Genomic DNA, 22,896 nt, shown 5'->3' on the forward strand with positions numbered 1-22,896 from the left:
CTGCTCCCCTGCACCCCTGCACCCCATCCCTGCAATTACCAATATCTTCTCTTATAGTTGGAAGTTGGAACGTTGGAACCTAACAATCCCGTGGCGAGCCATGCCTATCTGTATCAATCCTAGCTGTCCCAGACCCCATGACCCGAATAACGATAACCAGCGCTTTTGTCAAAGCTGTGGTTCAGACTTGGTGCTACAAGGGCGCTATCGGGTAATGCGCCTGCTGAGTGACAAAAGTGGTTTTGGCAAAATCTATGAAGTGTATGAAGGCAGTACGCCCAAGATCCTCAAAGTCCTCAAAGAGAATCTCAACCATGATGCCAAAGCTGTAGAACTGTTCAAGCAAGAGGCAGTGGTATTGGGACAGTTAAGTCATCCCAGCATTCCTCAGGTAGATGGCTACTTCGAGTATCAAAGCAGGAATAATCTGCCGTTGCACTGCCTGGTGATGGAAAAAATCGAGGGACCCACTTTAGAGGAGTGGTTACAGCAGCAGGAGAATCGCCCCATCTCGCAGGCGCAAGCGATCGCTTGGTTGAAGCAGTTGGCGATCATCTTACAACTTATCCATGACAGGCAGTACCTGCACCGGGATATCAAACCCTCTAACATTATGCTCAGACCCGATGGGCAGTTGGTGTTAATTGATTTTGGTACGGCGCGGGAAGTTACCCGAACTTACCTGGCAAAACTCGGCGCAGGACAAGGCATCACGGCAATTATTTCATCAGGATACACCGCACCGGAACAAATGAACGGTGAGGCGGTAAAGCAATCGGATTTCTTTGCCTTGGGACGCACGTTTGTGTTTTTGCTAACCGGACGGCAGCCGATGACGATGTACGATGCCCAACAGGATGCCCTCAACTGGCGTGGTTATACGACTGGGATTGCTCCGAGCTTGTTGAATCTGATTGACGAGTTGATGGCACGCAATCCGAGCGATCGCCCTAGCGATGCCAGAGAAATTCTACAGCGCCTTGAGGAAATGGAGGGGGATGGGGCGCAAACCTTTACAGAAACGGTTAAAGTGGGCGGCAGTCCCATCCCTGCATCCTGTCCGCCTCAAGAGGAACCGCACCGCAAATGGTACATTATTGCTGTTTTGGGAACACTGCTGGGATTAGTCTTAATCGGCATGATTGGTTTAGCAGTGTCCAATCCCGAGTTTATTTGGGTTTTCACGCCCGCCCAAGCACCGCAAAAGAAAGGGGAAGTCGATTATTTTCCCTATGTAGAAGGAACAGATAGCCAGGGAAGGACGGCTGAATTTAGCGTCGCGGTTCTGTCTCGGGAATATAAGTGGAAAATTGGCAGTTCCTATCAAGTTAGATACAACGATCGCCTTATCCCCATTGACGAATTAAAGTCCAATCTGGAAGACGAAGGCATCCAACGAATTATGGATAATCCCAGCGAGATTATTTCCGTGGGAACGGCATCCTGTGAGGGGGCTGCGGGTGCCGAAGAACGCAGGGCATTAGAACGTGCCAAGCAAATCCAGCTATTAGGTAAACGACTCTTTCGGGATGTGCCTTCCGTTCAAGATTATCGCTTGTTAAATTTGGGTCAATTTATCGGAGATGACTGTCAGGCGGATCAGGATTCAACGTCCTACCAACGCAGTATTATTATTATTGGCGTCAAGAACAAAACCGAAGGGGTAATTCTGGATGAAGCCTTGCGATCGCGCCTGGAAGATACACCCTTTGGGGATTTTCGGCTAGAAGATTATTCCCTAGGTTCGCCGGCAGAGTTTCAAACGATACCCAGTCAATTAGAAGGCTGACGGTTTGCTTGCCTTCTCTCCTTTCCCCACCTTAATAGACATCTCCAGAATAGAACTACTTCCTCAATTCCGACTGCAACTGAGTCCGCGCACTCTCTAACGCTTCTGCCAACTTACTGCCATCACGTCCCCCAGCTTGCGCCAAGTTAGGACGTCCACCACCACCACCGCCGCAGATTTTGGCAATTGCGCCAATAAACTTACCCGCTTGCAGTCCCTTACCGTTAACACCCTGACTAAACGCTGCTACTAGACTCACTTTGTCAGAGGTAGGTGTTGAACCTAGTACCACCGCACTCTCACCCAATTTTTGCTGCAACCGTTCAGCAGCAGTTTTCAGGGCATCTGGATCGGCATCGTCCATGCTGGCAACCAGAATTTTGAACTCACCCACTGACTCGGCTTGCCCCAGTAATTGGTCGGATTTCGCCAACGCTAATTCTTGCTTGAGGGCATCGAGTTGTTTCTGAGTGGTTTTGAGTTCGTTCTGAAGATTGGTGATACGCTCTGGGAGTTCTTCCGGTTTAACTTTAAAGCGATCGCTCAAGTCCCGAACGACTTTATCCCGCACATTCAGGTAATCGAGTACCGCCGCTCCTGCTACCGCTTCAATCCGCCGCACCCCTGAAGAAATACCCGTTTCTGAGACAATTTTAAACACCCCAATCTCAGCAGTATTATGTACATGCGTACCGCCGCACAATTCCATTGAGACGCCAGGGAAATCAATCACCCGTACCTCATCAGCATACTTTTCCCCGAACATAGCGATCGCACCTTTAGCCTTTGCCTCTGTTAATGGCATCACCGCTATATCTGCATCATGGGCTTCACTAATCCAGGTATTAATTTGCTCCTCAACTTGCTCTAACTCCTCCGGTGTCAGGGAACGGGGACAATTGAAATCAAAGCGCAAGCGGTCAAACGCCACCAACGAACCCGCCTGAGAAATAGAAGAATCAACAAGCTTTTTCAGTGCTGCTTGTAATAGGTGCGTTGCGGTATGATTTGCTTGAAGGCGACGACGGCAAGCACGGTCAATCTGTGCCGATACCGTTGTCCCTAACTGTAATGTACCCCGCTCAACGCGACCGAAGTGGACAAAAAGATTAGCTTGTTTCTGAACGTCTTCAATTCGGACTACCAGATTGTCACCACTCAGATAACCGCGATCGCCAATTTGTCCTCCAGATTCGGCATAAAAGGGCGTCTGGTCGAGAACCACTTGCACTTCAGTACCCGTCTCTGCTGATTCGACGGATTCGCCATTGGCAATTAGCGCCATCACTTGAGCGGTAGTGGCAGGTAAGGTATATCCCATGAATTCGGTAGCCGCAACACCGGATGTCACTTCGTCCAGAGTGCCTTGCGCCAACAAATCAATAGTTTCATGAGCGTCTTTGGAGCGTTGGGTTTGCTCCTCCATTGCCGCTTCAAAGTCTGCAATATCAACGGTTAAACCCTGTTCTTCGGCAATTTCTTGGGTCAATTCTAAGGGGAAACCGTAAGTATCGTAGAGTTTAAAGGCATCTTGACCGGAAATTTTCCGTGTTTGCTCAATATTTTTTTGCAACCCTTTTACTACAGGCGATTCCTGTATCTGCTTCAGTATGTCCGCCAGCATTTTCTCGCCCCGTTCCAGGGTTTTGAGGAAACTAGCTTCTTCCCGTTCCAGTTCGACTTTGATGAAAGACTCCCGTTCGCGGACATTAGGGTAGGCTTCTTCAGAGAGTTTGATTGCCGTTTGAGCCACTTGCCAGACAAAAGCCCCTTCAATACCAATTAAACGCCCGTAGCGCACTACCCGACGCAGCAAGCGGCGCAAAATATAGCCTCGACCTGTATTTGACGCGGTAATTCCATCGGCAATCATGTGAACGACTGCGCGAACGTGATCGCCAATCACCTTGAGCGAGATTTTCGTCTTCTCGTCACTCTTGGCATAGTCAATCCCGGCAATTTTCGCTGCTGTTTTGATAATTGGGAAAATTAAGTCAGTTTCGTAGTTATTGGGAACCTTTTGGAGGATTTGCGCCATCCGTTCCAGTCCCATACCCGTGTCAATATTTTTGTTCTTGAGCGGTGTCCGATTGCCGCTAGCATCCTGGTTGTATTGCATGAATACCAGGTTGTAGAACTCGATGAATCGGGTATCATCCTCTAAATCAATCGTGTCGTCGCCTCGTTCGGGGTGGAAGTCGTAATAAATTTCCGAACAAGGACCACAAGGACCTGTAGGACCCGATGTCCAGAAGTTATCGTCCTCTCCCATGCGCTGAATGCGATGTGCCGGGATACCGATTTTATCCCGCCAGATGGCAAAGGCTTCGTCATCATCTTGGAACACGCTGACGACTAGGCGTTCTGGGGGCAACCCAAAGACTTGAGTAGACAACTCCCATGCCCAGGCGATCGCTTGTTCCTTAAAATAATCCCCAAAGCTGAAATTCCCCAGCATCTCAAAGAAGGTATGATGCCGCGCCGTGCGTCCGACATTCTCAATATCGTTGGTACGCAGGCATTTTTGGGAGGTGGTAGCACGCTTAAATTCTGACTGGCGCTGTCCTAAGAAAATCGGTTTAAACGGTAACATTCCCGCGATCGTCAGCAGCACTGTGGGGTCTTCCGGCACTAGGGAAGCCGAAGGGAGTGCTTTATGTCCCCGCTGGGCATAGAAGTCGAGGAATTTTTGCCGGATTTCGTTACCGCTTAGGAACTGGGGAGTTTCAGGCATGATCGTTTCAGGGGACTTTAAGCAATCACCAGCAATCAAGGCTAGGTGATTCTTCCTTTACGGGGAGCTAGTTTTACAACATTTGTTCTGCACACACTACATGATACACCCAATCAAGTAGGTTTTGGGTCTTGAAAAATCATGTTAATACTCCTCAAGCCAAATTCGCATTTCAGATTCAGAAGACCGAGAAACTGAGCGACCTGTCACTGGATCATAGCCGTGCCAACAGGTTTTGCCAAAACGATCTCGGCTTTGCCAAATTCGCGGCTCATTCCTTGTAGCCCAAGCTTTGATAGTTTGCCTCCAAATGCTTTTAATTTTTGAAAAACGTGGCGTTTTTTTTGCTAGATTAGATTCGCTTGTATTAAAAATAGTTTCTAACCCTTCGGTATCCGAACAACGGGTAGAGTGCGTCATAAAAAATCACCTCTAGAGAATGAGGCATAATTTGGTAAATTTCCCTCTCAACTTCACTCTAGCGATTTATAACTTGACATTCCAAAGCTTCCTTCGATAGGTTGTATGAATAAAATCGATACATAAAATTAAACCTATTGTCCAGCTTTGGCAATACATCAAACCCTCCTGGCATTACCCCGATGGATGCAATCAATCCCTATAAATTAAAAATCTCTCAACTGCGTGCCTTAGTTGCAGTGGCAAACCACGAGAATTTCAGTGAAGCAGCCCTGCAGTTGCAACTCTCACAGTCAGCAATCAGCCACGCGATCGCATCCTTAGAAGAAGAGTTGGGAGTAGTATTACTCTCACGGGGGCGTCACGGTGCCCATCTAACACCAGTAGGAGAACGGGTACTCGTTCAGGCACGTCAGGTGTTACAGCTATTAGACGGGATAGTCAAAGAAGCCAATCGGGAAAAAGGATTGCATGGCGGACAGGTACGAATTGCTACGTTTCGGAGTGTAGCAACTCACATACTGCCAGGAGTCATCGCTCGATTTATCAACAGCCTGCCAGACATTGCCGTAACCATCACTGAACATAGTGATTATGTGGGTGTAGAACAAGCGTTGCGTGAAGGACGTGCGGATATTGGCTTCATTTATCTCCCTGCTAGTACCGAATTTGAAACCTGGGAAATTTTACGAGATGAGTATGTTGTCTTGCTACCCCCCAATACCCAATTCAGTAACGATGGACTAACATGGGAGCAGTTAGCAATTTACCCACTGATTTTCCCCCCTGCTAGCAATGCTTGCCATACGCGCATTCATGGTCACTTGAGAGTTTCGGGGCATCCTCTCAAAGCAGCTTACGAAGTTAACGAAGACTCAACTATTGTCAGTATGGTTATGCAAGGTTTGGGAGCTGCTATTTTACCCCGTCTTGCTGCGGAACCCTTACCCAAAGAGATAAAGGTCTGCAGTTTACCAGTACCATTGGAACGAATCATCGGAGCAGCAATTCGGACTGATACATTTCAGACTCCCGCTGTTTTTGCATTTCTAGATGCCCTGAGGAATACAGGTCAATTCAGTACTAAGGCAACGGTTTGAGTGGATAAGTTTTTGGCATTAAAATGCTATAATTGAAATAATCTAGTTCTTTGTTTTTGATTTTCTTGTAATTTAATTAAAAAACAATATTTTTAAAAAGCTTTTTTTAGTCTTTTCCAAAATCTTCTATAACCCGTCTAAATAAATTGTGAAATCTCTTATTGTATATCGCCATTTTCAACAGTAGATTCACGAATTAAATAAACTGGCTATAGTACTTTTATAAAATTTACTGGACAAACGTTGCTTAAATCAAGAGGGATTAGTAATGGTTCACTTTAGCATCATCATCACAACCTACAACCGTTTGCCCCTGTTGCAACGGGCTGTGGAATCGGCTTTGGCACAAACTGTCCCCTGCGAGGTTATCGTAGCTGACGATGGTTCCTCAGATGGTACAGAAGCCTACGTTCGGAGTTTGGGCAATCGTGTTGTTTACCATCGCAATCCTCTCAACCTCGGACACTGCGCCACCATGAATGCTGGAGTTAGTGTTGCCTGTGGGGATTGGATCAAACCCATTGATGATGATGACTATCTGGCACCCAACTGTATTGAAGAGATGGTAAAAGCGATCGCTCAATACCCCCAAACGGTTTTGTGTTCCTGCCAAGCCGCTCAAGTAAAAGCTAGCGGCACAGAAGTATCTTGTACTCAATCAGTCGGTGCTGGCAAAGCATTTTACGTCCTCCAAGAAGATATCCATTACAGAATGCTCTTGGAACAACTGCCCTTTGGCACTCCTGTGCAAGTTGCCTTTCGCAAAAATGCCTTTCTCCAGTCAGGAGGGTGGAACACTGACTTTGAGGTGAACTACGATGATATTGACTCTTGGGTAAAAATTGCTCAGTATGGAGATGCTGTATTTGTGAATCAGTGTCTAGCTTACCGCACCTTATGGTCAGAAGCGAACCATCTTAAGTTTTCCTTGCAACAGCGCCTCCATAAAAATATCTCGATCAAGAATAAAATCTATGCCTTGGTGCATGAAAAGTATCGGGAATCTTTACCTAGTCTTAAACACATCCATGCTTTTTTACAATTGCATTGGTGTTTGATTGGCTTTAAGCAACGAAAATTTTGGGAGGCGGCAACTCTACTGTTTCCAGCTATTTTTGACTTAAAGGCTTGGCAGCTTTTAATCTCAGTAATTTACTCTAGAAAACTTAAGATACCTAAAATTTACCAGCAGTCACTTCCGGCAAGCACCAACTTACAGGGAAGTTAGGATAATAAATCAAGACTGTTGGAGACTTCACAGTCCCTCGATGTGGCTAGATAGCTGAACAGAAAGGTTGAACGTTCCCTCGCAATCATACCCCTAATGTTGCTTGCTTGAGAAAATGGATAGGGGAATAATTTTGGGTAGAGAGCAATAACTAATGATACAGTTTAGGAAGTCGGATTGCTAGCACTATCCCCAGCATCATGACAGTCTACTGCATTAACTCCAAATGTCCACGGCGCAAGAATGCTGACTATCTAGAGTTTTGCAAAGCCTGCGATACTCCATTGACTATTAAGAATCGATATCGGCTGCTTCGCCCACTCAGACCTCTAAACGCACCAAACCCTACAGAAATATTTGAAATTCAGGATTTGGGCGCTGATGCCATTAAAGGAAAAAAATACAAAGTCTTAAAAATATTAAGACGAAACAATACCTATTTAGTTCAACTGTTTAAACAAGAAGCGGAGATCTTAAAGAAGCTCAACCATCCAGGTATCCCCAAAGTTCCACCGGAGGATGACTATTTTACTGTGTCTTTTTCCAAACGCAGGCAATTACATTGCTTAGTCATGGAAAAAGTTGAAGGAGAAAACTTACAGTCATGGCTGAAACACAACAACCAAATTTCTGAAGATAAAGCGATTGAATGGCTTAAACAGTTGCTGGAGATGTTGGACGCTCTCCACCAAGAGCAGTATTTTCATCGGGATATTAAACCTTCTAACGTCATGCTACGACCTAATGGTCAATTGGTGTTGATTGATTTTGGTACTGTTTGCCAGATGACAGGTACAATCGTGCAACGATTAATGGGAAAAGATGTTACAGGGGAAGGCGTTTTTTCACCGGGCTATACGCCTCCTGAACAAATCAATGGTAAGGCAGTTCCACAATCTGATCTTTATGCTTTAGGACGCACTTTTGTCCATTTGCTCACGGGTATACATCCTCTTAAGCTAAATAGTGATGATAAAACGGGTCAGTTGATTTGGCGAAAGCATACCCGTAAAATTTCAGAGCCATTGGCAGAGTGGATTGATTACCTGATGGACCCGTTTGTGTATCGCAGACCGCCCAATGCATCGTTTGTTTTGCAACATCTCAAAAAAAAGCCGTTATTACATCCTCCAGATCGAACTCTTCCCTCTTCACCGCCACCGTGGTTAATTATCTTAAATCTAGTACTTTTTTCCTTATTGTTAGTGACTGGCGTTCTATGGCTTCAAGCTTGGCAGCAACATCAGCGACGGATGGCTCCTGAAACTATCTCTCAAGTTGATAAACTTCCAAACTAATTACTATTCCCTTTAAAGAGCATCGGGAGCGTAACGTACAGGGATGCTAGTAGCCTCGTGAATCTGAGTGACAGTTGAAGTGACGCCGATGGGATCGATGCCTAGAGAGCGCCCATATCGCCAAGAATTGACAGATCTGTAAACGGCGGTAAATGTAGACGGTGATTGAGTTATCATCCGGTTCGCTTCTGCTTGACAGGAGTAGTGTCTGCTCGAACTTTACAAATGCCAAACTTTTTTCACCAAAATTTAAATTTATGCGCTTTAATTACTAAATAAGCCCAGGTAGTGTTCTGGTGCGACCAACTCATCATTTTACCAAAGTGAAGAAGGCTATGACAGTCAAGTCTATTACTGCACTTGCTATCGTTTCACTCTTAAGTCTGGGATTAACGAGGCGATCGCTAAGTTGATAGTCGTTCCTAAGCCAGTTAGTATCAATCCGACATCGTATCAGAATCGTTAAGCGATCGCACAGGGAGTCCCCAGGAAGCGATCGCTTTTGTATTGGCTGTCATGACATTAAGTAAGTGGGAGTAGGGAGTAGAAATTTCTCTCATTACGCAATTGAGCTGCAATGGGGTATGAGGCTGCAAAAGTAACAAAAAAAGTTTAAACTTTTGTTAAGAGTTCTAAGAAATATAATCATGACCCCTAAAGCAGGATTTGGCAAAACCCAGCCCGAGAAACAGACAGCCAAGGTAAACAAGGCAAAACGGACAGCCGCCTCTGGCAAGTATGACAAGATGAAACAGTCAAACTTGCCAGAGTTCAATATTTACATTCGTATTCAGGGACAGCAAAATTGGTTGCCAGCAGGTTCGATGGCGGTGAATCGCAGTAATCAAATTAACCGAGCGTTGTTTGAGCAAGAAGAAGAGTTGCGCAAGGGAGCATTTCGTCTGTTTCCCAAACTGCGCAAGCAGCAAAGTCAGTTGGAGTACGGCTATCGACTCAAAGAATTCAATGATGAGCCGATTGTTGTGGCAACTCGTCCCCCAGAAACGGTGGGGAGTTTGATTCAATCTACGATAAGCCAAGTCAAAGAGCGCTTTTCTTCTATGCTTAAGCGCCGTTGAAGTGGGTCGTTAAAGTCAAAAGTTCGACTACTATACCATCCAATGTAAATTTTAACGATGACAAAAATCATTGATCGGAACAGTTAATCCGGTTAAGTATTTAATTTTCGCACCCAAAGTCTTTCTGTATCGGCTTGGGTGTGGTTTTGATGGAATTAAACTGCCCAACAGCTAACCTGCATCGGCAGTGAATGCCATTTGAGTCTGAATTTTGTCGCTAAATAGTACCCATGACTGCCAATTTAACTGCTACTCAGAACCCGCTATTAATCGGTAAAGGACTACCCCCCTTCGACGCCATCGAGCCAGAGCACGTCGTGCCTGCCCTAACCGAACTACTAGCCCAACTAGAGAAGGAGCTTGAAACCTTAGAAGCAACGGTTACGCCAACTTGGAGTGGTTTGGTGGAACCCCTAGACCGCTTGACAGAATGCCTGAGATGGAGTTGGAGCATCGTGGGTCATTTGATGGGTGTCAAAAACAGCCCCGAACTGCGCGAGGCTTACGAAACAGTACAGCCCAACGTCGTGCAATTCATCAACACGCTCAATCAAAGTCAACCGCTTTATAACGCTTTCAAAGGGCTGCGAGACAAAGAGGAGTGGAGTAGTCTAGAACCCGCGCAAAAGCGAATTGTGGAAGCTGCGATTCGAGATGCCGAACTCTCTGGTGTGGGACTAGAAGGGGAAAAACGTAATAGGTTCAACCAGATTCAGATGGAGTTGGCAGAACTCAGTACCAAGTTCTCTAACAACGTGCTGGATGCAACCAAGGCATTTAGCATGACTCTGACCAATCCAGAAGAAGTGAATGGCTTACCCCCTAGCTTAAAGAGTTTAGCAGCACACCTCTGCCGGGAAGCTGGGGAAGAAAACGCCACTCCTGAAAAAGGTCCTTGGCGGATTACCTTAGACTATCCCAGTTATGTTCCTTTTATGCAGCACAGCACCCGTCGGGATTTACGGGAAAAACTCTATAAAGCCTTTATCAGCCGTGCCTCTTCGGGGGATTTAGACAACACCCCCCTCCTGGAGCGGATTTTAGCGCTGCGTCAGGAGAAAGCTAAACTATTGGGCTTTGAAAGTTATGCCGAATTAAGTCTTGCCAGTAAGATGGCTCCTAATGTTGAAGCTGTGGAGACACTGCTGGAAGAATTGCGTCGTGTTAGTTACGATGCAGCAGTGAAGGATTTGGAGGCGTTGAAAGTGTTTGCTGCTTCTAAAGGTGCAGAGGCAGCCAGCGACTTGAAGCACTGGGACATCAGCTTTTGGTCAGAACGCCAGCGGGAAGAAAAATTTGCCTTTAGCGCTGAAGAACTGCGTCCTTACTTCCCCCTGCCTCAGGTACTGGATGGGTTATTTGGACTAGTAAAGCGACTGTTTGGCGTCACTGTCACTCCAGCCGATGGGCAAGCCCCGGTTTGGCATGAAAATGTGCATTATTTCCAAGTGACTGACGAGACAGGTACACCCATCGCTTACTTCTATTTAGATCCCTATAGCCGTCCCTCTGAAAAGCGGGGTGGTGCTTGGATGGATGAGTGCATTACTCGCGCCAGAATTGCTGACAATGGCACGACGACAACCCGCTTACCCGTGGCGTATTTGGTCTGTAACCAAACGCCCCCAGTTGATGGCAAGCCGAGCCTGATGACCTTTGGGGAAGTGGAGACACTCTTCCACGAATTCGGTCACGGTTTGCAACACATGCTAACCCAGGTTGATTATCCTGGAGCGGCGGGCATTAATAATGTGGAATGGGATGCGGTGGAACTGCCCAGCCAGTTTATGGAAAACTGGTGTTATGATCGCCCCACCTTAATGGAAATGGCGAAGCATTATGAAACTGGGGAACCCCTGCCGGAGCATTATTATCAGAAGTTGCTGGCAGCACGCACCTACATGAGTGGCAGTGCCATGTTGCGGCAGTTGCACTTTAGTTTTGTGGATATCGAATTGCACCACCGCTATCAGTCAGGTGGGGAGGAGAGTCCAGCCGATGTCCGTAAGCAGATTGCTAAAACAACTACAGTTTTGCAACCGTTACCGGAAGATTCTTTCCTCTGTGCCTTTACCCATATCTTTTCCGGTGGCTATGCCGCCGGCTATTACAGTTACAAATGGGCAGAAGTATTGAGTGCCGATGCCTTTGCTGCATTTGAAGAGATTGGTTTGGATAATGAGGAGGCTGTTGCCCAAACGGGGAAGCGCTACCGGGATACAGTCTTGGCTTTAGGGGGTGGCGTACCGCCGATGGAAGTGTTTAAAACATTCCGGGGACGGGAACCGAGCACTGAACCGTTACTGCGGCATAGTGGGTTGGTTGCGGTGTCCTAGATAATGCCTGACGGTCGTTTGTCGGCAATTCACGGTAAGCTGAGGGTTAGAGTTATCGGTAGGCGTTAATTGTTGGTGCAGTTTATGCGATTTCGAGCTTGGTTAGCTACTGTTACGGTTGCTTGTCTTTTTTGGATACTCAGTTGGGTTGTTACTCCCCCGGCTTTAGCCTTAGTTCCGGTTCAACTGTCAGACCTTTCTTACCGTGAATGCCCCCCAGAGTTGGCAGAAGGGACGGTAATACCAGGTGGGAGTTCTGGTGCTCTAGCCAATTGCTTCATCGTTTACGGAAAAGCCACTAATAAGTCAGGTAAACTAGTTCTCAATGCTGACATCTACGGTCGTATCTACGATGCCAACAACAACCCAGCATTACAAAATCGCACCCGGTTAGGTTCCATTGATGAAGTCCCACCGGGCGTTAGCGATTTTGAACTGAGAATTACTGTTCCTGCTAATCAACCAACACCTCTGAAGCTGAAGCAATTCAAGGCTTCCGGTTTTACAGGCAAAGTCCGTCGCTGAAGTAGGGAATAGGATTTTTCCACAATAGACCGACTCAACTGTTGACGGGCAGCCTCTGCCAGTGACTCTTCCAGACAGAGTTAAAGGCTGCCAAACAGTCGAGCCACAATTTGCAGGACGATAATTGCCAGAATGGGAGACAAATCTAAACCCCCGATAGGCGGGATAAAGGAACGAAAAACGTTGAGATAAGGGTCGGTAATCGGACTCAAGAAAGCAGAAACTTGGTTCATCCATTCAATGGTTGGGAACCAGGTTAACAGGATTCTGACGAAAATGAGCAGTAAATAGATATTGATAAAGTTAGCGAGGCTGTTGGTCAGCAGTTCTGTCGCACTCATGAATTGAAAATTTTCCTTACTAAACTTCGATGACGGATCAAGCCTTTAAGTAAGTTTAACGGATATTACGGCACTCCGCCTTACCCCTAGGATGGCAAGAGGCTCAAATTCAAAGGCTGAGTGGGGTTTGCGGCTTAAGAATCGAGCGATCGCTTCTGCTCTGCAATTTCAGGATTTCCATTAACCGTACCCAATTGCTGGCGCACGTCATCAATTGCCGTATTAAGCTGGGCGATTTTATCTTCCAAGCTACGACGCGCTGCCTCAATGCTTTCTTCAGCCTTTTGCCGAGACTTTCTGCCTTTGACTGCTTTAGTCTCCGATACACCGGAATTGAGCAAAGACTGTTCGGTTTCGTTACTTTCACCGTTGCGTTGGGCAGCCACTAGCGCTCCAAGGACTCCACCGACTAATCCGCCCACTACGACTCCAGCGAGAAATCCGCCTGTAAAACCATCGCGCTGACTCATTTTTCCTCTCGTACCCGTGATCTAAACGAAACTTTTCTCCAGATTAACGGTTGGTGGACTCTGCTGCCTAGAAAGATAGCTCCCTACCTCCCTCTCACGTCCCAAAGGCGCGATCGCCTGCATCCCCCAATCCTGGCACAATATATCCCTGCTGGTTTAGTTCTTCATCAATGATTGCCGAATAAATCGTCAAACTCGGATAACTCGCACCCAACTTTTGCAATGCTGGTGGTGCGGCAACAACGCTGATAATCCGTGTTAATGCTGGATCAAGACCCCGTTTCGCCAATTCTGCCATCGCTAGCATCATTGTGCTACCCGTTGCCAGCATCGGATCGACGATCAAGATTCGTGCGCCTGCCTCAAATTGATTCGGTAACTTATTCAGGTAACAGTGAGCTTCTAAGGTTTGCTCGTTGCGTACTAACCCCAGATGGTAAACCGATGCCAGGGGTAACAACGTCTGCGCCCCCTCTAATAGTGCTAATCCTGCCCGTAGAATCGGCACTACTACCAAGGGAGTTTCTGGATTAACCATTGTCGCTGGACAGGGAGCTAGGGGCGTCTGTACCATAAGGTCTTCCGTTGGCAACCAGTCACGAATTGCCTCATAAGTTAGCCAGCGTCCCAACTCTGTCATCGCGCTTTTGAACAGGGGCGATGGTGTCGCCGCGTCGCGGGCAACGCCCAGCCAATGTTTGATCAGAGGATGAGGTGGAACGTAGACACGCAGTTGGGGAGACATAACAGGTAACGCAGAGGGGATAACTGAACAATATTAACGCATAGCCTTTCATTCGTATCCCTTATAAAGGGACAGTATGTCTGGCTGTATTTTATAATCCTTTGTTTTCAGGGACACTGACTCGGAATCCGGGTTAAATTGCGTTTTCCTTGACTATTGCTATTATTTTTCAATAGTGTTGACATAGATTTTCAATAAAGCTATAGTAACGGTCAGTGTTCTCCTCTCATTAAGGATCGGTAGGTGGGACGGGTAAGCCAAAGCTTGCCTGTACCCCCACTTTTTTTTAAGGGTTCATGGGGCATGAACCGTCAACCATAAACGCTACACTCAAATTTGATCACAAAGTCAAAAAACGCTCACGTTCATGCCTGTTGCTTCCCAACTTCGCTCCTCTACCAATCAATCTCCGACTCGTGAATTTGATGCCATTGTCATTGGTTCCGGCATTGGAGGACTGGTAGCTGCTACTCAGCTTGCCGCAAAAGGCGCAAAGGTGCTAGTCCTAGAACGCTACCTAATTCCGGGTGGCAGTGCGGGTTACTTCGAGCGCCAAGGGTATCGATTTGATGTTGGTGCGTCGATGATTTTTGGCTTTGGTACAGACGGAACGACAAATCTGCTCACCAAGGCGCTTGAGGCAGTGAATGTCAGTCTGGAGACAATGCCGGATTTCGTTCAGATTCACTATCACCTCCCGGAAGGATTAGAGCTGAAAGTTCACCGAGACTATGAGAAATTCTTGCAAGAACTAATAGCTCAATTTCCCCAGGAAGGACAGGGAATTCGCCAGTTTTACGACGAATGCTGGAAGGTGTTTAACTGCCTGAATGTGATGGAGTTGTTGTCTTTGGAGGAAGTCCGGTATCTGAGGCGAGTCTTTTTCCAGCATCCGCTAGCTTGTTTGGGATTGGTGAAGTACTTACCCCAGAATGCAGGGGATATCGCTCGGAAGTATATCCGTGACCCACAGTTGCTAAAGTTTATTGATATGGAATGTTACTGTTGGTCAGTGGTGCCTGCGGAGCGGACGCCGATGATTAATGCAGGGATGGTATTTAGCGATCGCCATTATGGAGGCATCAACTATCCTAAGGGGGGTGTGGGGCAAATTGCACAGAAACTGGTAGAGGGATTAGAGAAAGCTGGGGGGCAGATTCGGTACCAAGCCAGAGTGACGGAAATTCTCATCGAAAATGGCAAAGCAGTCGGAGTGCAATTAGCCGATGGGAATGTTTATCAGGCAAAACGAATTATTTCCAATGCCACCCGCTGGGATACCTTTGAGAAATTACTGCCACCTGAACAAATGCCAGCCAGTGAGAAAAAATGGCAGCAGCGGTATCAGAAGTCACCGAGTTTTTTGAGTTTGCACTTGGGGGTTGAGGCGAGTGTCTTGCCAGTTGGTACAGAGTGCCACCACATTTTGTTAGAAGACTGGGAGAATATGGAAGATGCAGAGGGGACAATTTTTGTATCGATTCCCACCCTGCTTGACCCGGATTTAGCACCACGAGGGTATCACATTGTTCATACCTTTACACCCAGTTGGATGGAGGATTGGCAGGGGTTGTCTGTTAGAGAGTACGAACAGAAGAAAGAAGATACCACAGGGCGAATTATTGAACGACTAGAAAATATTTTTCCGGGTTTAGATGCAGGATTAGATTACATGGAAGTAGGAACCCCTCGCACTCATCGGCGCTTTTTAGGGCGCGAGGATGGAACCTATGGACCAATTCCGAGACGCAAGTTAAGGGGATTACTGGGAATGCCGTTTAATCGAACGGCAATTCCAGGACTTTATTGTGTAGGGGATAGTACGTTTCCTGGACAGGGGTTAAATGCGGTGGCGTTTTCGGGATTTGCTTGTGCTCATCGAGTTGCTGTTGATTTGGGATTGTGAGTGCTTTGAGAACGATAACTACGCTATTTCATCAGAGGCTTTCATGATTTTTGGAGATGTCTAATGTAATCTAGTAGCTCACTCATGGCTTGGCTTTCTGAAAATTGATATTATACCAGTTTTTTAGGTCAGAGTTTCTATTCTGGAGATGTCTAATAGTCTCCCAGCGCTGTGGATTAAATGCCTCTGGATCGGGATAGAGTTCACTCATATGATGAGTATGGTAAAGGCTGACAAATACCTCCGTGCCTGTGGGTAATGCATAATCTCCCAGCTCAGTGGGTTGTGACGTGACACGCCCGTTCCAAGGCACAGGGGACAAAACGCGCAGACTTTCTTTGACGACTCGATCCAACAACGGCAACTGTTGCAACTGCTCAACGGTTGGAGCTTCACCCTTGAGCACACTTTGCAGTTCATCCAGCATGGCAACCATATCATCGCGGTAAGACTCTAGGCGCTGTTTATGAAAAGCGGGCATCATGAGTTGACGATGTTGCCGATGCTGCTCACTGTTGACGCCAAATAACCCGACGAGAAAATGTTTTAAGGGTTCAGTGCCAAAACCCTTTTTCTTTGTATAATTTACTACCAAAGGGTAAAGCAATTTTAAGACCATAGCTTACAAACTACTCACCTGTTCCGTCGATAAGCCCAAAAGTTCTGCGACTTGTACCACCGTCATTCCCGTCGCCAACAGATTTTTGGCAGCTTGCAGCACTTGAGCCTGAGCCTGCTCTTTAGCTTGTCGTTCTTGCTCTTTCTCTAAACGCTCCTGTTCTGTATCAGTCAATAGCCAATTGCCATCTTCATCACACCACCGCAGCCAGGAGCTAGAGATGCCCTCAAAGTTACCCTCCCAAAGCCCTAAGCCAATATTTAGATCCGCTAGCCATACTTGGGGATTGCTCTCATTAACCTGCTGTTCTTGATAGCGTCCTCCGACCCACTGAAAATAGCGCAGTCGCTGCGTTTGGCGGCTATAAACTAGATAGTGAGGCACCCGGAGCTGCTGTTCATACACCGAAAACTTAGCCAGGGGACGTTCTGTTTCACTGCTCTGGATAGCTGGTGGCGATGCAGTATCTTCTCCCTCCACTGCATCTTCAGCTCGATAAAACCGCCCCAAGTCTTCTCGCTCGGTGCCTGAAGACAAAAACTCAATCACCACGTAGGGGTTCTGCCCCTCTTGCCAGGTGACATAACTCCGCCGAAAGTCCTGCCCGTTATAAAGCCTGGGGACTCCCACTGCCAGAAACCAGTCGGGTCGCTTATACCACAGCGGATGATGGACATCGTAGTAAAGATTAAGATCGGCTCCAGTGAACCATTGATCACGAGGATAAGCTACCAGAGATAAGGTTCGGCTCAGGAGCTGAGGCTGTAAATCATGAAATTCGTCTGGCAATCCTGGTTCTCCTATGTATTCACTGGGTAAGTCATACATGGTTGGCAGCGTCTCGCGAGGGGAACGAGGCGGCTCAGTTTGAGGAATGGAGTGTCCAATTGCAAACGTCATGGCAGCGCTCAATTTTCTATGGTTTCTATTTTATCCAGGCGGGTTGTCTATTGAAGGTATTGGCGCAGAACAGCAGATGTGGAAGGATGCGATCGCTGCGGATTTTTCGGCTCTCCCGTATTTAGGTAGATAAGTCTAGCTTATACTTCAGCAAAGCTTTACAGTCTAAGGCTTTTAGAACAACATTTGATAGAAAGCTATCAGTATCAGTAAGAGAGACCGTCTGGGAGTTCTCAAGCGCTATCCTGAAGTAATACCGACACAAAGATTATCGAGAGCAATTGTTGATAGTTTTTATGTATCAATTGGAGATTACCCATGAGTTTCTCACTTTTGGATAAACCAAATCCCAAGCCCATAGAGGAAAAAATTGTTACTCTGCATGGCATTAGCTGGAAGCAGTTCAAAACAATTGAAGCTCAGTTGGAAAATAACCGGGATGTCAGGCTGACTTATTTATCAGGGGTAATGGAAATCATGTCTCCTATTGGAGCGGAACATGAATACGTCAAAAGGACTCTGGGACTTCTACTAGAAGCCTACATGAGAGCGAAAGGCATTCGATTTTATGCAACTGGTGGTTTCACGCTAGAAGCACCTGGGTATGCTTCTGGCATCCCGGATGAATCTTACTGCATTGACAGCCGGAAGGAAATCCCTGATATTGTCATTGAAATCATTATCACCAGTGGCACTATAGACCGTAAGGAGTTATTCAAACCGTTGAGAGTCCCTGAAGTTTGGTTCTGGAAGTCTAACCAACTTAGAATCTTCCAACTCCAAGGCGATGACTATCAAGAGGTAAACCATAGTCAATTTTTCCCAAATTTAGATAAGGCTTTGTTGCTGCTATCAATTGCCCATCCTGACCAGTATGATGCTGTCAATGAATTTGTAGAAATTATCCGTCAAGCCTAACTAGGGAGCATGGTTAAGCACCTAGGGTCACTCAGACGGGCTTAGGTGTTAATGTCAGGAATCGCGCCGGGGCAGGGTTTTGACTTGCATTCACTTTTGAACTCTGTAGCATTTCCCAGTCTGCTGAGGTACATCGATCTGGCTGAAACTAAGGCTTGTAGCTTAGAAGCTGTACCTCACTTGCTTGGGAAGCGCCATATAAGGTTGTGCTGGTGATTTAGCAAGTAAGGCGTCCTGCTGTCTACTAGCGTTGTTATACCAATGTAGAGGCGGACACACGATCACATAATTCAACTTCCGATACACTGCGCGATCGCACCCACTCTATCTGAGTCCCCCTTTTCAAGGCTAGGGAGGATCTAGGATCTGTTGCAAACATGAATAAAATTAGTACAACGTATTGACAAAAAAGCGATCGCTTCCCACTCCCCCAAAAGCGATCGCTCTTTAGCAGACTGCCCCCTAAGTGCAGACTAAAGACACCTCAATAACTAACCTTGAGTGGCTTCAACTTCAGCAACCATCAACAGTGTCTTCATCACCGAGTCAGGATTCAAGCTCATTGAGTCAATTCCCAACTCAACCAAGAACTTGGCAAACTCAGGATAGTCACTAGGCGCTTGACCGCAAATCCCAATCTTGCGACCATTCTTCTTGGCTTTTTCGATTACCATCCGCACCATTTCCTTAACACCGTCATTGCGTTCATCAAAGATGTGAGCAACCAGTGCCGAGTCACGGTCAAGACCCAAAGTTAACTGCGTCAGGTCATTGGAACCAATCGAGAACCCATCAAACACTTCACTGAACTGATCCGCCAAGATAACATTACTAGGAATCTCGCACATCACATAAACTTGCAAGCCGTTTTCGCCGCGCTTGAGTCCATGTTTCTCCATTTCAGCTAGCACCTTACGACCCTCATCAGGAGTGCGGCAGAAGGGAATCATCGGGATAACATTGGTCAAGCCCATTTCATCCCGTACCCGCTTGAGCGCCTTGCACTCTAAGCCGTAAGCTTCGGCATAATTTGGATCGTAGTAACGAGACGCACCACGCCAGCCAATCATCGGGTTTTCTTCTTTTGGCTCAAACTGCTTACCGCCCAAGAGGTTGGCATACTCGTTGCTCTTAAAGTCGGACATCCGCAGCACCACAGGGTTGGGATAGAACGCCGCCGCAATCATGCCAATTCCACGAGCTAGCTTATCCACAAAGAAGTCAGACTTGCGCTCGTAGAGGTAAGTCATCTTGTAGATATCCCGCTTGACTAATGCATCTTCTAGGTCATCGAAGTGCAGCAGCGCCAAGGGGTGTGCTTTGATGTGATTCGCAATGATGAACTCTAAACGAGCTAATCCTACACCATCACAAGGAATCGAAGCTAAACCAAAGGCTTCTTCAGGGTTGCCCACGTTCATCAAAATCTTGGTGCGGGTGCGAGGCAGGTTATCCAGTTGCGTTTCTTGAACTTCAAAGGGCACCAAACCGTCATAAACTCGTCCTTCTTCCCCTTCGGAACAGGAGATAGTCACTTCTTGCCCACTGGTCAAAACACCTGTGGCATTACCGCAACCAACGATCGCAGGAATACCCATTTCACGGGCGATAATTGCCGCGTGGCAGGTGCGTCCACCTTGGTTGGTGACAATGGCACTAGCTCGCTTCATAATGGGTTCCCAGTCGGGGTCAGTCTTATTCGTAACTAAGACTTGACCGGGTTCAAACTCATCGATCTTGTGGACATCCAAAATAACATTGGCTTTGCCCTGACCAATCATTTCCCCAACAGCACGACCCGTTACCAATACGTCAGAGGTTCCCTTGAGCTGATAGTTCTTGAGGACGCTACCTGACTTCTGGGATTGTACGGTTTCGGGACGAGCTTGAACGATGTAGAGTTCGCCCGTGAGTCCGTCTTTCGCCCACTCAATATCCATCGGAGTATATTGACCCCGGACTTGAGAATAGTGGTCTTCAATAATACAAGCCCAACGTGCTAGGACGAGAATTTCCTCATCATTGATGGCATATTTCTTCTGTTCAGACTCCGGCACTGACACGTTCTTCGTCAGTTTCGTACCGCCGATGTCATAAATCATCTTGATTTCTTTGCTGCCCAAGCGCTTCTCTAGAATCGGGCGGAATCCTTCTTTGAGAGTAGGCTTGAACACAAAGTATTCGTCAGGGTTGACGGCACCTTGGACAACGTTTTCACCCAAACCGTATGCCGCAGTAACGAGGGCTGCATTCTTGAAGCCGGTTTCGGTGTCGATTGTGAACATGACACCAGAGGATGCCAAGTCGGAGCGCACCATTTTTTGTACGCCGACCGATAGGGCAACATCAAAATGGTCGAAGCCTTTGACGGTGCGATAGGAGATTGCCCGGTCGGTAAAGATAGAGGCAAAGCAACGATGGCAGGCTTCTAAGACATCTTGAACGCCAAAAACGTTCAGGTAGGTTTCTTGCTGACCGGCAAAGCTAGCATCGGGTAGGTCTTCCGCCGTGGCGCTAGAACGAACTGCCACATCAACGGCGGCACTGTCCTGTTTGCACTTTTCTTGGAATTCCGGGTCATCAAAGCGATCGCACAATTGGGCTGTGTAGCCGTAGCGTTCGCACAGTTTAAGGTAAGCTGCGGCGATCGCATCTTGCAAGTCTTGGGGGAAGGGGGTATTGAGCAGTAAAGACCGCGCCTGCTTACCCCGTATCCGCAAGTTGTTAACATCTTCAACATCCAGGTCAGCAAAGAGTTCGCGTAGTTTTTCTTCTAAACCCGCACCTTGGATGAAATAACGATAGGCATAAGCTGTAGTCGCAAATCCTGTAGGAACCCTGACGCCCTTCGCGGTCAGTTGTTGAATCATTTCGCCGAGGGAGGCATTTTTACCGCCAACCAAGGGAATATCAGCAATTCCTACTTCTTCAAACCAGAGAACTAACGCTTGTTCTTTAGACGTTTGGGAAGAGGTGGTTTCGGTAGCTGCAACCATTAGGTATTTCCTCCTAGTCTTGGTCTTAGTTTCAGTTTAACTAGGACGAAGCTCATTGGATTAACTCAATAATCTTTTCTTTACAATTTAGAACTTAAATAAAATAGGATTATTGCGCTTTGCTATTGTCCGTATTGATTTGCAAGCTTACTATTGATTGATCTAATTCTTATTAAGGCTTTATCCTTATAATCTCTATTCTTATACAAGGAAAGCTTGAATGAAATTTTAGGCAATACACTACAAACTATTTTATCATCATTTTCATTCGCTTATCCGTACAATTAAACAAATGTTTATTTTTTTAATGACTCTTTCCTAGTTAGATCTATCCTAAAAGTAAATGAGATAAATTCTGACGATAGAGAGCAGGGATTGAATAACTACAAGGTTTACAGCTCTTGGCGTTTCGCATTGCTTGTAGAGTTACTTCACCTAAAATCCCAGAGTAAGGAGCGGAAATCAGGATTTTGATAGCAGAACTTATACCCGTCTTTACCGTGAATCTTAAGGGAATAATACAGCCCCCTTGATCCTGAAGAGAAGATGGGCAAGACTTCGTATTTTACAATTATCGCAATTGAGAAAGTTTTGAGATAACGATAATTAAATAATGAGACAAGTCTAACTCTAGTTTCAACTCTATCTTAGCACTTATGATCTGTATCCACCTTCAGTTGCAAGCCGTTGACTTGAGAGATTATAATCAGTGAGACGAGGGCTTTCACCACGCTCAGTACCATGGACTTGGTGCTATTAGACAGGGAATAAATTCCCTGGCTGATTATGAGGTTAATTGAGAAGGGTGCGAGATGTCAGGTGTACTCCACTCAAGCGAGAATCAGTATCTGACGTGGGTTAACATCTGACTGTAAACTTATGTCAAGTAAAAGTCTGAATTTAACCATGATTTCTCGTCGCACTGTTCTCAGCATTTTCTTAGCTACCTGTGTCGCCAGCTTCACTTGGTTTAACTTCACCCCAACCGCATCGGCTCTTGGTGGCAAACAACCGCCAGTAAATGAACCAGCACCAGAGTTTACCTTACCCACCAATAGTGGCGAGGGTAAGGTGTCGCTCTCTGATTACCGGGGGAAGTGGGTTGTTCTCTATTTCTATCCCAAGGATTTCACCTCGGGTTGCACCCTAGAAGCTCGTCGCTTCCAGCAAGATTTACCGAAATATATAGAGAAAAATGTGCAGATTTTGGGTGTGAGTGCAGATGATGTGGAGTCTCACGCTGACTTTTGTGATTCAGAAGGGCTAAAGTTCCCCCTGCTGGCAGATACTGACGGTTCAGTAAGCAAGGCGTATGGCTCTTGGATGGGTTTTATCTCCCTGCGCCATACCTATATTATTGATCCAGAGGGTATTCTGCGGGAGATATATCTCGGTGTCAGACCAGCAATTCATAGTACAGAAGTACTGGCGCGTCTGGATGAGTTGCAATCGACGGCTTCTTAAGGTGGGGGAGTTGGGAGTTGGGAGTTGG

The 22,896-nt window shown here is 46.7% G+C and carries 20 protein-coding genes and 1 pseudogene; 11 read left to right on the forward strand and 10 right to left on the reverse strand.

Translation table 11 applies throughout. From position 1 onward, the window contains the following. The first annotated feature begins 100 nt into the window (after window positions 1-100). Window positions 101-1,789 (forward strand): serine/threonine protein kinase, encoded by a 1,689-nt coding sequence (locus tag IQ257_RS15865; protein ID WP_193874140.1) that lies wholly within the window; start codon window positions 101-103, stop codon window positions 1,787-1,789. A 55-nt stretch (window positions 1,790-1,844) separates the two neighbouring features. Here IQ257_RS15865 and alaS read toward each other — a convergent pair whose 3' ends face one another. Further along, window positions 1,845-4,523, reverse strand: coding sequence for an alanine--tRNA ligase (gene alaS, locus IQ257_RS15870; RefSeq protein WP_193874141.1), 2,679 nt, complete (start codon window positions 4,521-4,523; stop codon window positions 1,845-1,847). A 144-nt stretch (window positions 4,524-4,667) separates the two neighbouring features. Further along, on the reverse strand, window positions 4,668-4,943 hold the full coding sequence (locus IQ257_RS15875; protein ID WP_193874142.1) for a hypothetical protein: 276 nt from the start codon (window positions 4,941-4,943) through the stop codon (window positions 4,668-4,670). A 182-nt stretch (window positions 4,944-5,125) separates the two neighbouring features. Between IQ257_RS15875 and IQ257_RS15880 the strand changes: the two genes are divergently transcribed. From IQ257_RS15880 to IQ257_RS15890, 3 genes are all read left to right on the forward strand, one after another. Beyond that, a complete protein-coding gene (locus tag IQ257_RS15880) occupies window positions 5,126-6,043 on the forward strand; it encodes a LysR family transcriptional regulator (RefSeq protein WP_193874143.1) in 918 nt (305 codons plus the stop codon). Between the two features lie 268 nt (window positions 6,044-6,311). Beyond that, entirely contained in the window at window positions 6,312-7,271 is a 960-nt protein-coding gene (locus IQ257_RS15885) for a glycosyltransferase family 2 protein (protein ID WP_193874144.1), read from the forward strand. Window positions 7,272-7,471: 200 nt separating this feature from the next. After that, the gene (locus IQ257_RS15890) at window positions 7,472-8,569 is read left to right on the forward strand and encodes a serine/threonine protein kinase (protein ID WP_193874145.1); all 1,098 of its coding nucleotides are present in this window, start codon (window positions 7,472-7,474) and stop codon (window positions 8,567-8,569) included. 72 nt (window positions 8,570-8,641) lie between these two features. Here the strand turns inward: IQ257_RS15890 and IQ257_RS31545 are convergent. After that, a pseudogene (locus IQ257_RS31545) lies at window positions 8,642-8,746 on the reverse strand (radical SAM protein); the annotation flags it as partial. A gap of 260 nt (window positions 8,747-9,006) precedes the next feature. Continuing rightward, on the reverse strand, window positions 9,007-9,129 hold the full coding sequence (locus IQ257_RS30775) for a hypothetical protein (RefSeq protein ID WP_265584478.1): 123 nt from the start codon (window positions 9,127-9,129) through the stop codon (window positions 9,007-9,009). Between the two features lie 87 nt (window positions 9,130-9,216). On the opposite strand from IQ257_RS30775, the gene IQ257_RS15900 reads away from it, so the two are divergent. The 3 genes from IQ257_RS15900 (at window position 9,217) to IQ257_RS15910 (ending at window position 12,509) form a co-directional block, all read left to right on the forward strand. Then, entirely contained in the window at window positions 9,217-9,648 is a 432-nt protein-coding gene (locus IQ257_RS15900) for an HHL1-like protein (protein WP_193874146.1), read from the forward strand. Window positions 9,649-9,878: 230 nt separating this feature from the next. Beyond that, complete coding sequence (locus IQ257_RS15905; RefSeq protein ID WP_193874147.1) at window positions 9,879-11,984, forward strand: M3 family metallopeptidase; 2,106 nt, start codon at window positions 9,879-9,881, stop codon at window positions 11,982-11,984. 84 nt (window positions 11,985-12,068) lie between these two features. Then, window positions 12,069-12,509, forward strand: a complete 441-nt coding sequence (locus IQ257_RS15910) for a hypothetical protein (protein ID WP_193874148.1) — start codon at window positions 12,069-12,071, stop codon at window positions 12,507-12,509. An 80-nt stretch (window positions 12,510-12,589) separates the two neighbouring features. Here IQ257_RS15910 and IQ257_RS15915 read toward each other — a convergent pair whose 3' ends face one another. The 3 genes from IQ257_RS15915 to upp all read right to left on the reverse strand — a co-directional run bounded on the left by IQ257_RS15915 (window position 12,590) and on the right by upp (window position 14,065). After that, a complete protein-coding gene (locus IQ257_RS15915) occupies window positions 12,590-12,850 on the reverse strand; it encodes a YggT family protein (protein WP_193874149.1) in 261 nt (86 codons plus the stop codon). A gap of 134 nt (window positions 12,851-12,984) precedes the next feature. Then, window positions 12,985-13,320: a hypothetical protein gene (locus tag IQ257_RS15920; protein WP_193874150.1), complete on the reverse strand. Its 336-nt coding sequence runs from the start codon at window positions 13,318-13,320 to the stop codon at window positions 12,985-12,987. Window positions 13,321-13,414: 94 nt separating this feature from the next. After that, window positions 13,415-14,065, reverse strand: coding sequence for a uracil phosphoribosyltransferase (gene upp, locus IQ257_RS15925; protein ID WP_193874151.1), 651 nt, complete (start codon window positions 14,063-14,065; stop codon window positions 13,415-13,417). 367 nt (window positions 14,066-14,432) lie between these two features. On the opposite strand from upp, the gene crtH reads away from it, so the two are divergent. Then, window positions 14,433-15,971, forward strand: a complete 1,539-nt coding sequence (gene crtH, locus IQ257_RS15930) for a carotenoid isomerase (protein WP_193874152.1) — start codon at window positions 14,433-14,435, stop codon at window positions 15,969-15,971. Between the two features lie 82 nt (window positions 15,972-16,053). Here crtH and IQ257_RS15935 read toward each other — a convergent pair whose 3' ends face one another. Then, entirely contained in the window at window positions 16,054-16,590 is a 537-nt protein-coding gene (locus IQ257_RS15935; protein WP_193874153.1) for a cytochrome P450, read from the reverse strand. 3 nt (window positions 16,591-16,593) lie between these two features. Continuing rightward, window positions 16,594-17,490, reverse strand: a complete 897-nt coding sequence (locus tag IQ257_RS15940; RefSeq protein WP_193874154.1) for a Uma2 family endonuclease — start codon at window positions 17,488-17,490, stop codon at window positions 16,594-16,596. Here IQ257_RS15940 and IQ257_RS30780 point away from each other — a divergent pair. Continuing rightward, entirely contained in the window at window positions 17,489-17,623 is a 135-nt protein-coding gene (locus tag IQ257_RS30780; protein ID WP_265584479.1) for a hypothetical protein, read from the forward strand. The two genes, IQ257_RS15940 and IQ257_RS30780, sit on opposite strands and share 2 nt — an antisense overlap. Before the next feature lie 185 nt (window positions 17,624-17,808). Beyond that, entirely contained in the window at window positions 17,809-18,408 is a 600-nt protein-coding gene (locus tag IQ257_RS15945; protein ID WP_193874155.1) for a Uma2 family endonuclease, read from the forward strand. Window positions 18,409-18,899: 491 nt separating this feature from the next. Here IQ257_RS15945 and ppsA read toward each other — a convergent pair whose 3' ends face one another. Further along, window positions 18,900-21,404, reverse strand: coding sequence for a phosphoenolpyruvate synthase (ppsA, locus tag IQ257_RS15950; protein ID WP_193874156.1), 2,505 nt, complete (start codon window positions 21,402-21,404; stop codon window positions 18,900-18,902). Between the two features lie 906 nt (window positions 21,405-22,310). On the opposite strand from ppsA, the gene IQ257_RS15955 reads away from it, so the two are divergent. Next, window positions 22,311-22,868 (forward strand): peroxiredoxin, encoded by a 558-nt coding sequence (locus tag IQ257_RS15955; RefSeq protein ID WP_193874170.1) that lies wholly within the window; start codon window positions 22,311-22,313, stop codon window positions 22,866-22,868. Window positions 22,869-22,896 lie beyond the last annotated feature (28 nt).

This window comes from Coleofasciculus sp. LEGE 07092 (genome assembly GCF_015207375.1).
Classification (GTDB): Bacteria; Cyanobacteriota; Cyanobacteriia; order Cyanobacteriales; family Coleofasciculaceae; genus LEGE-07092.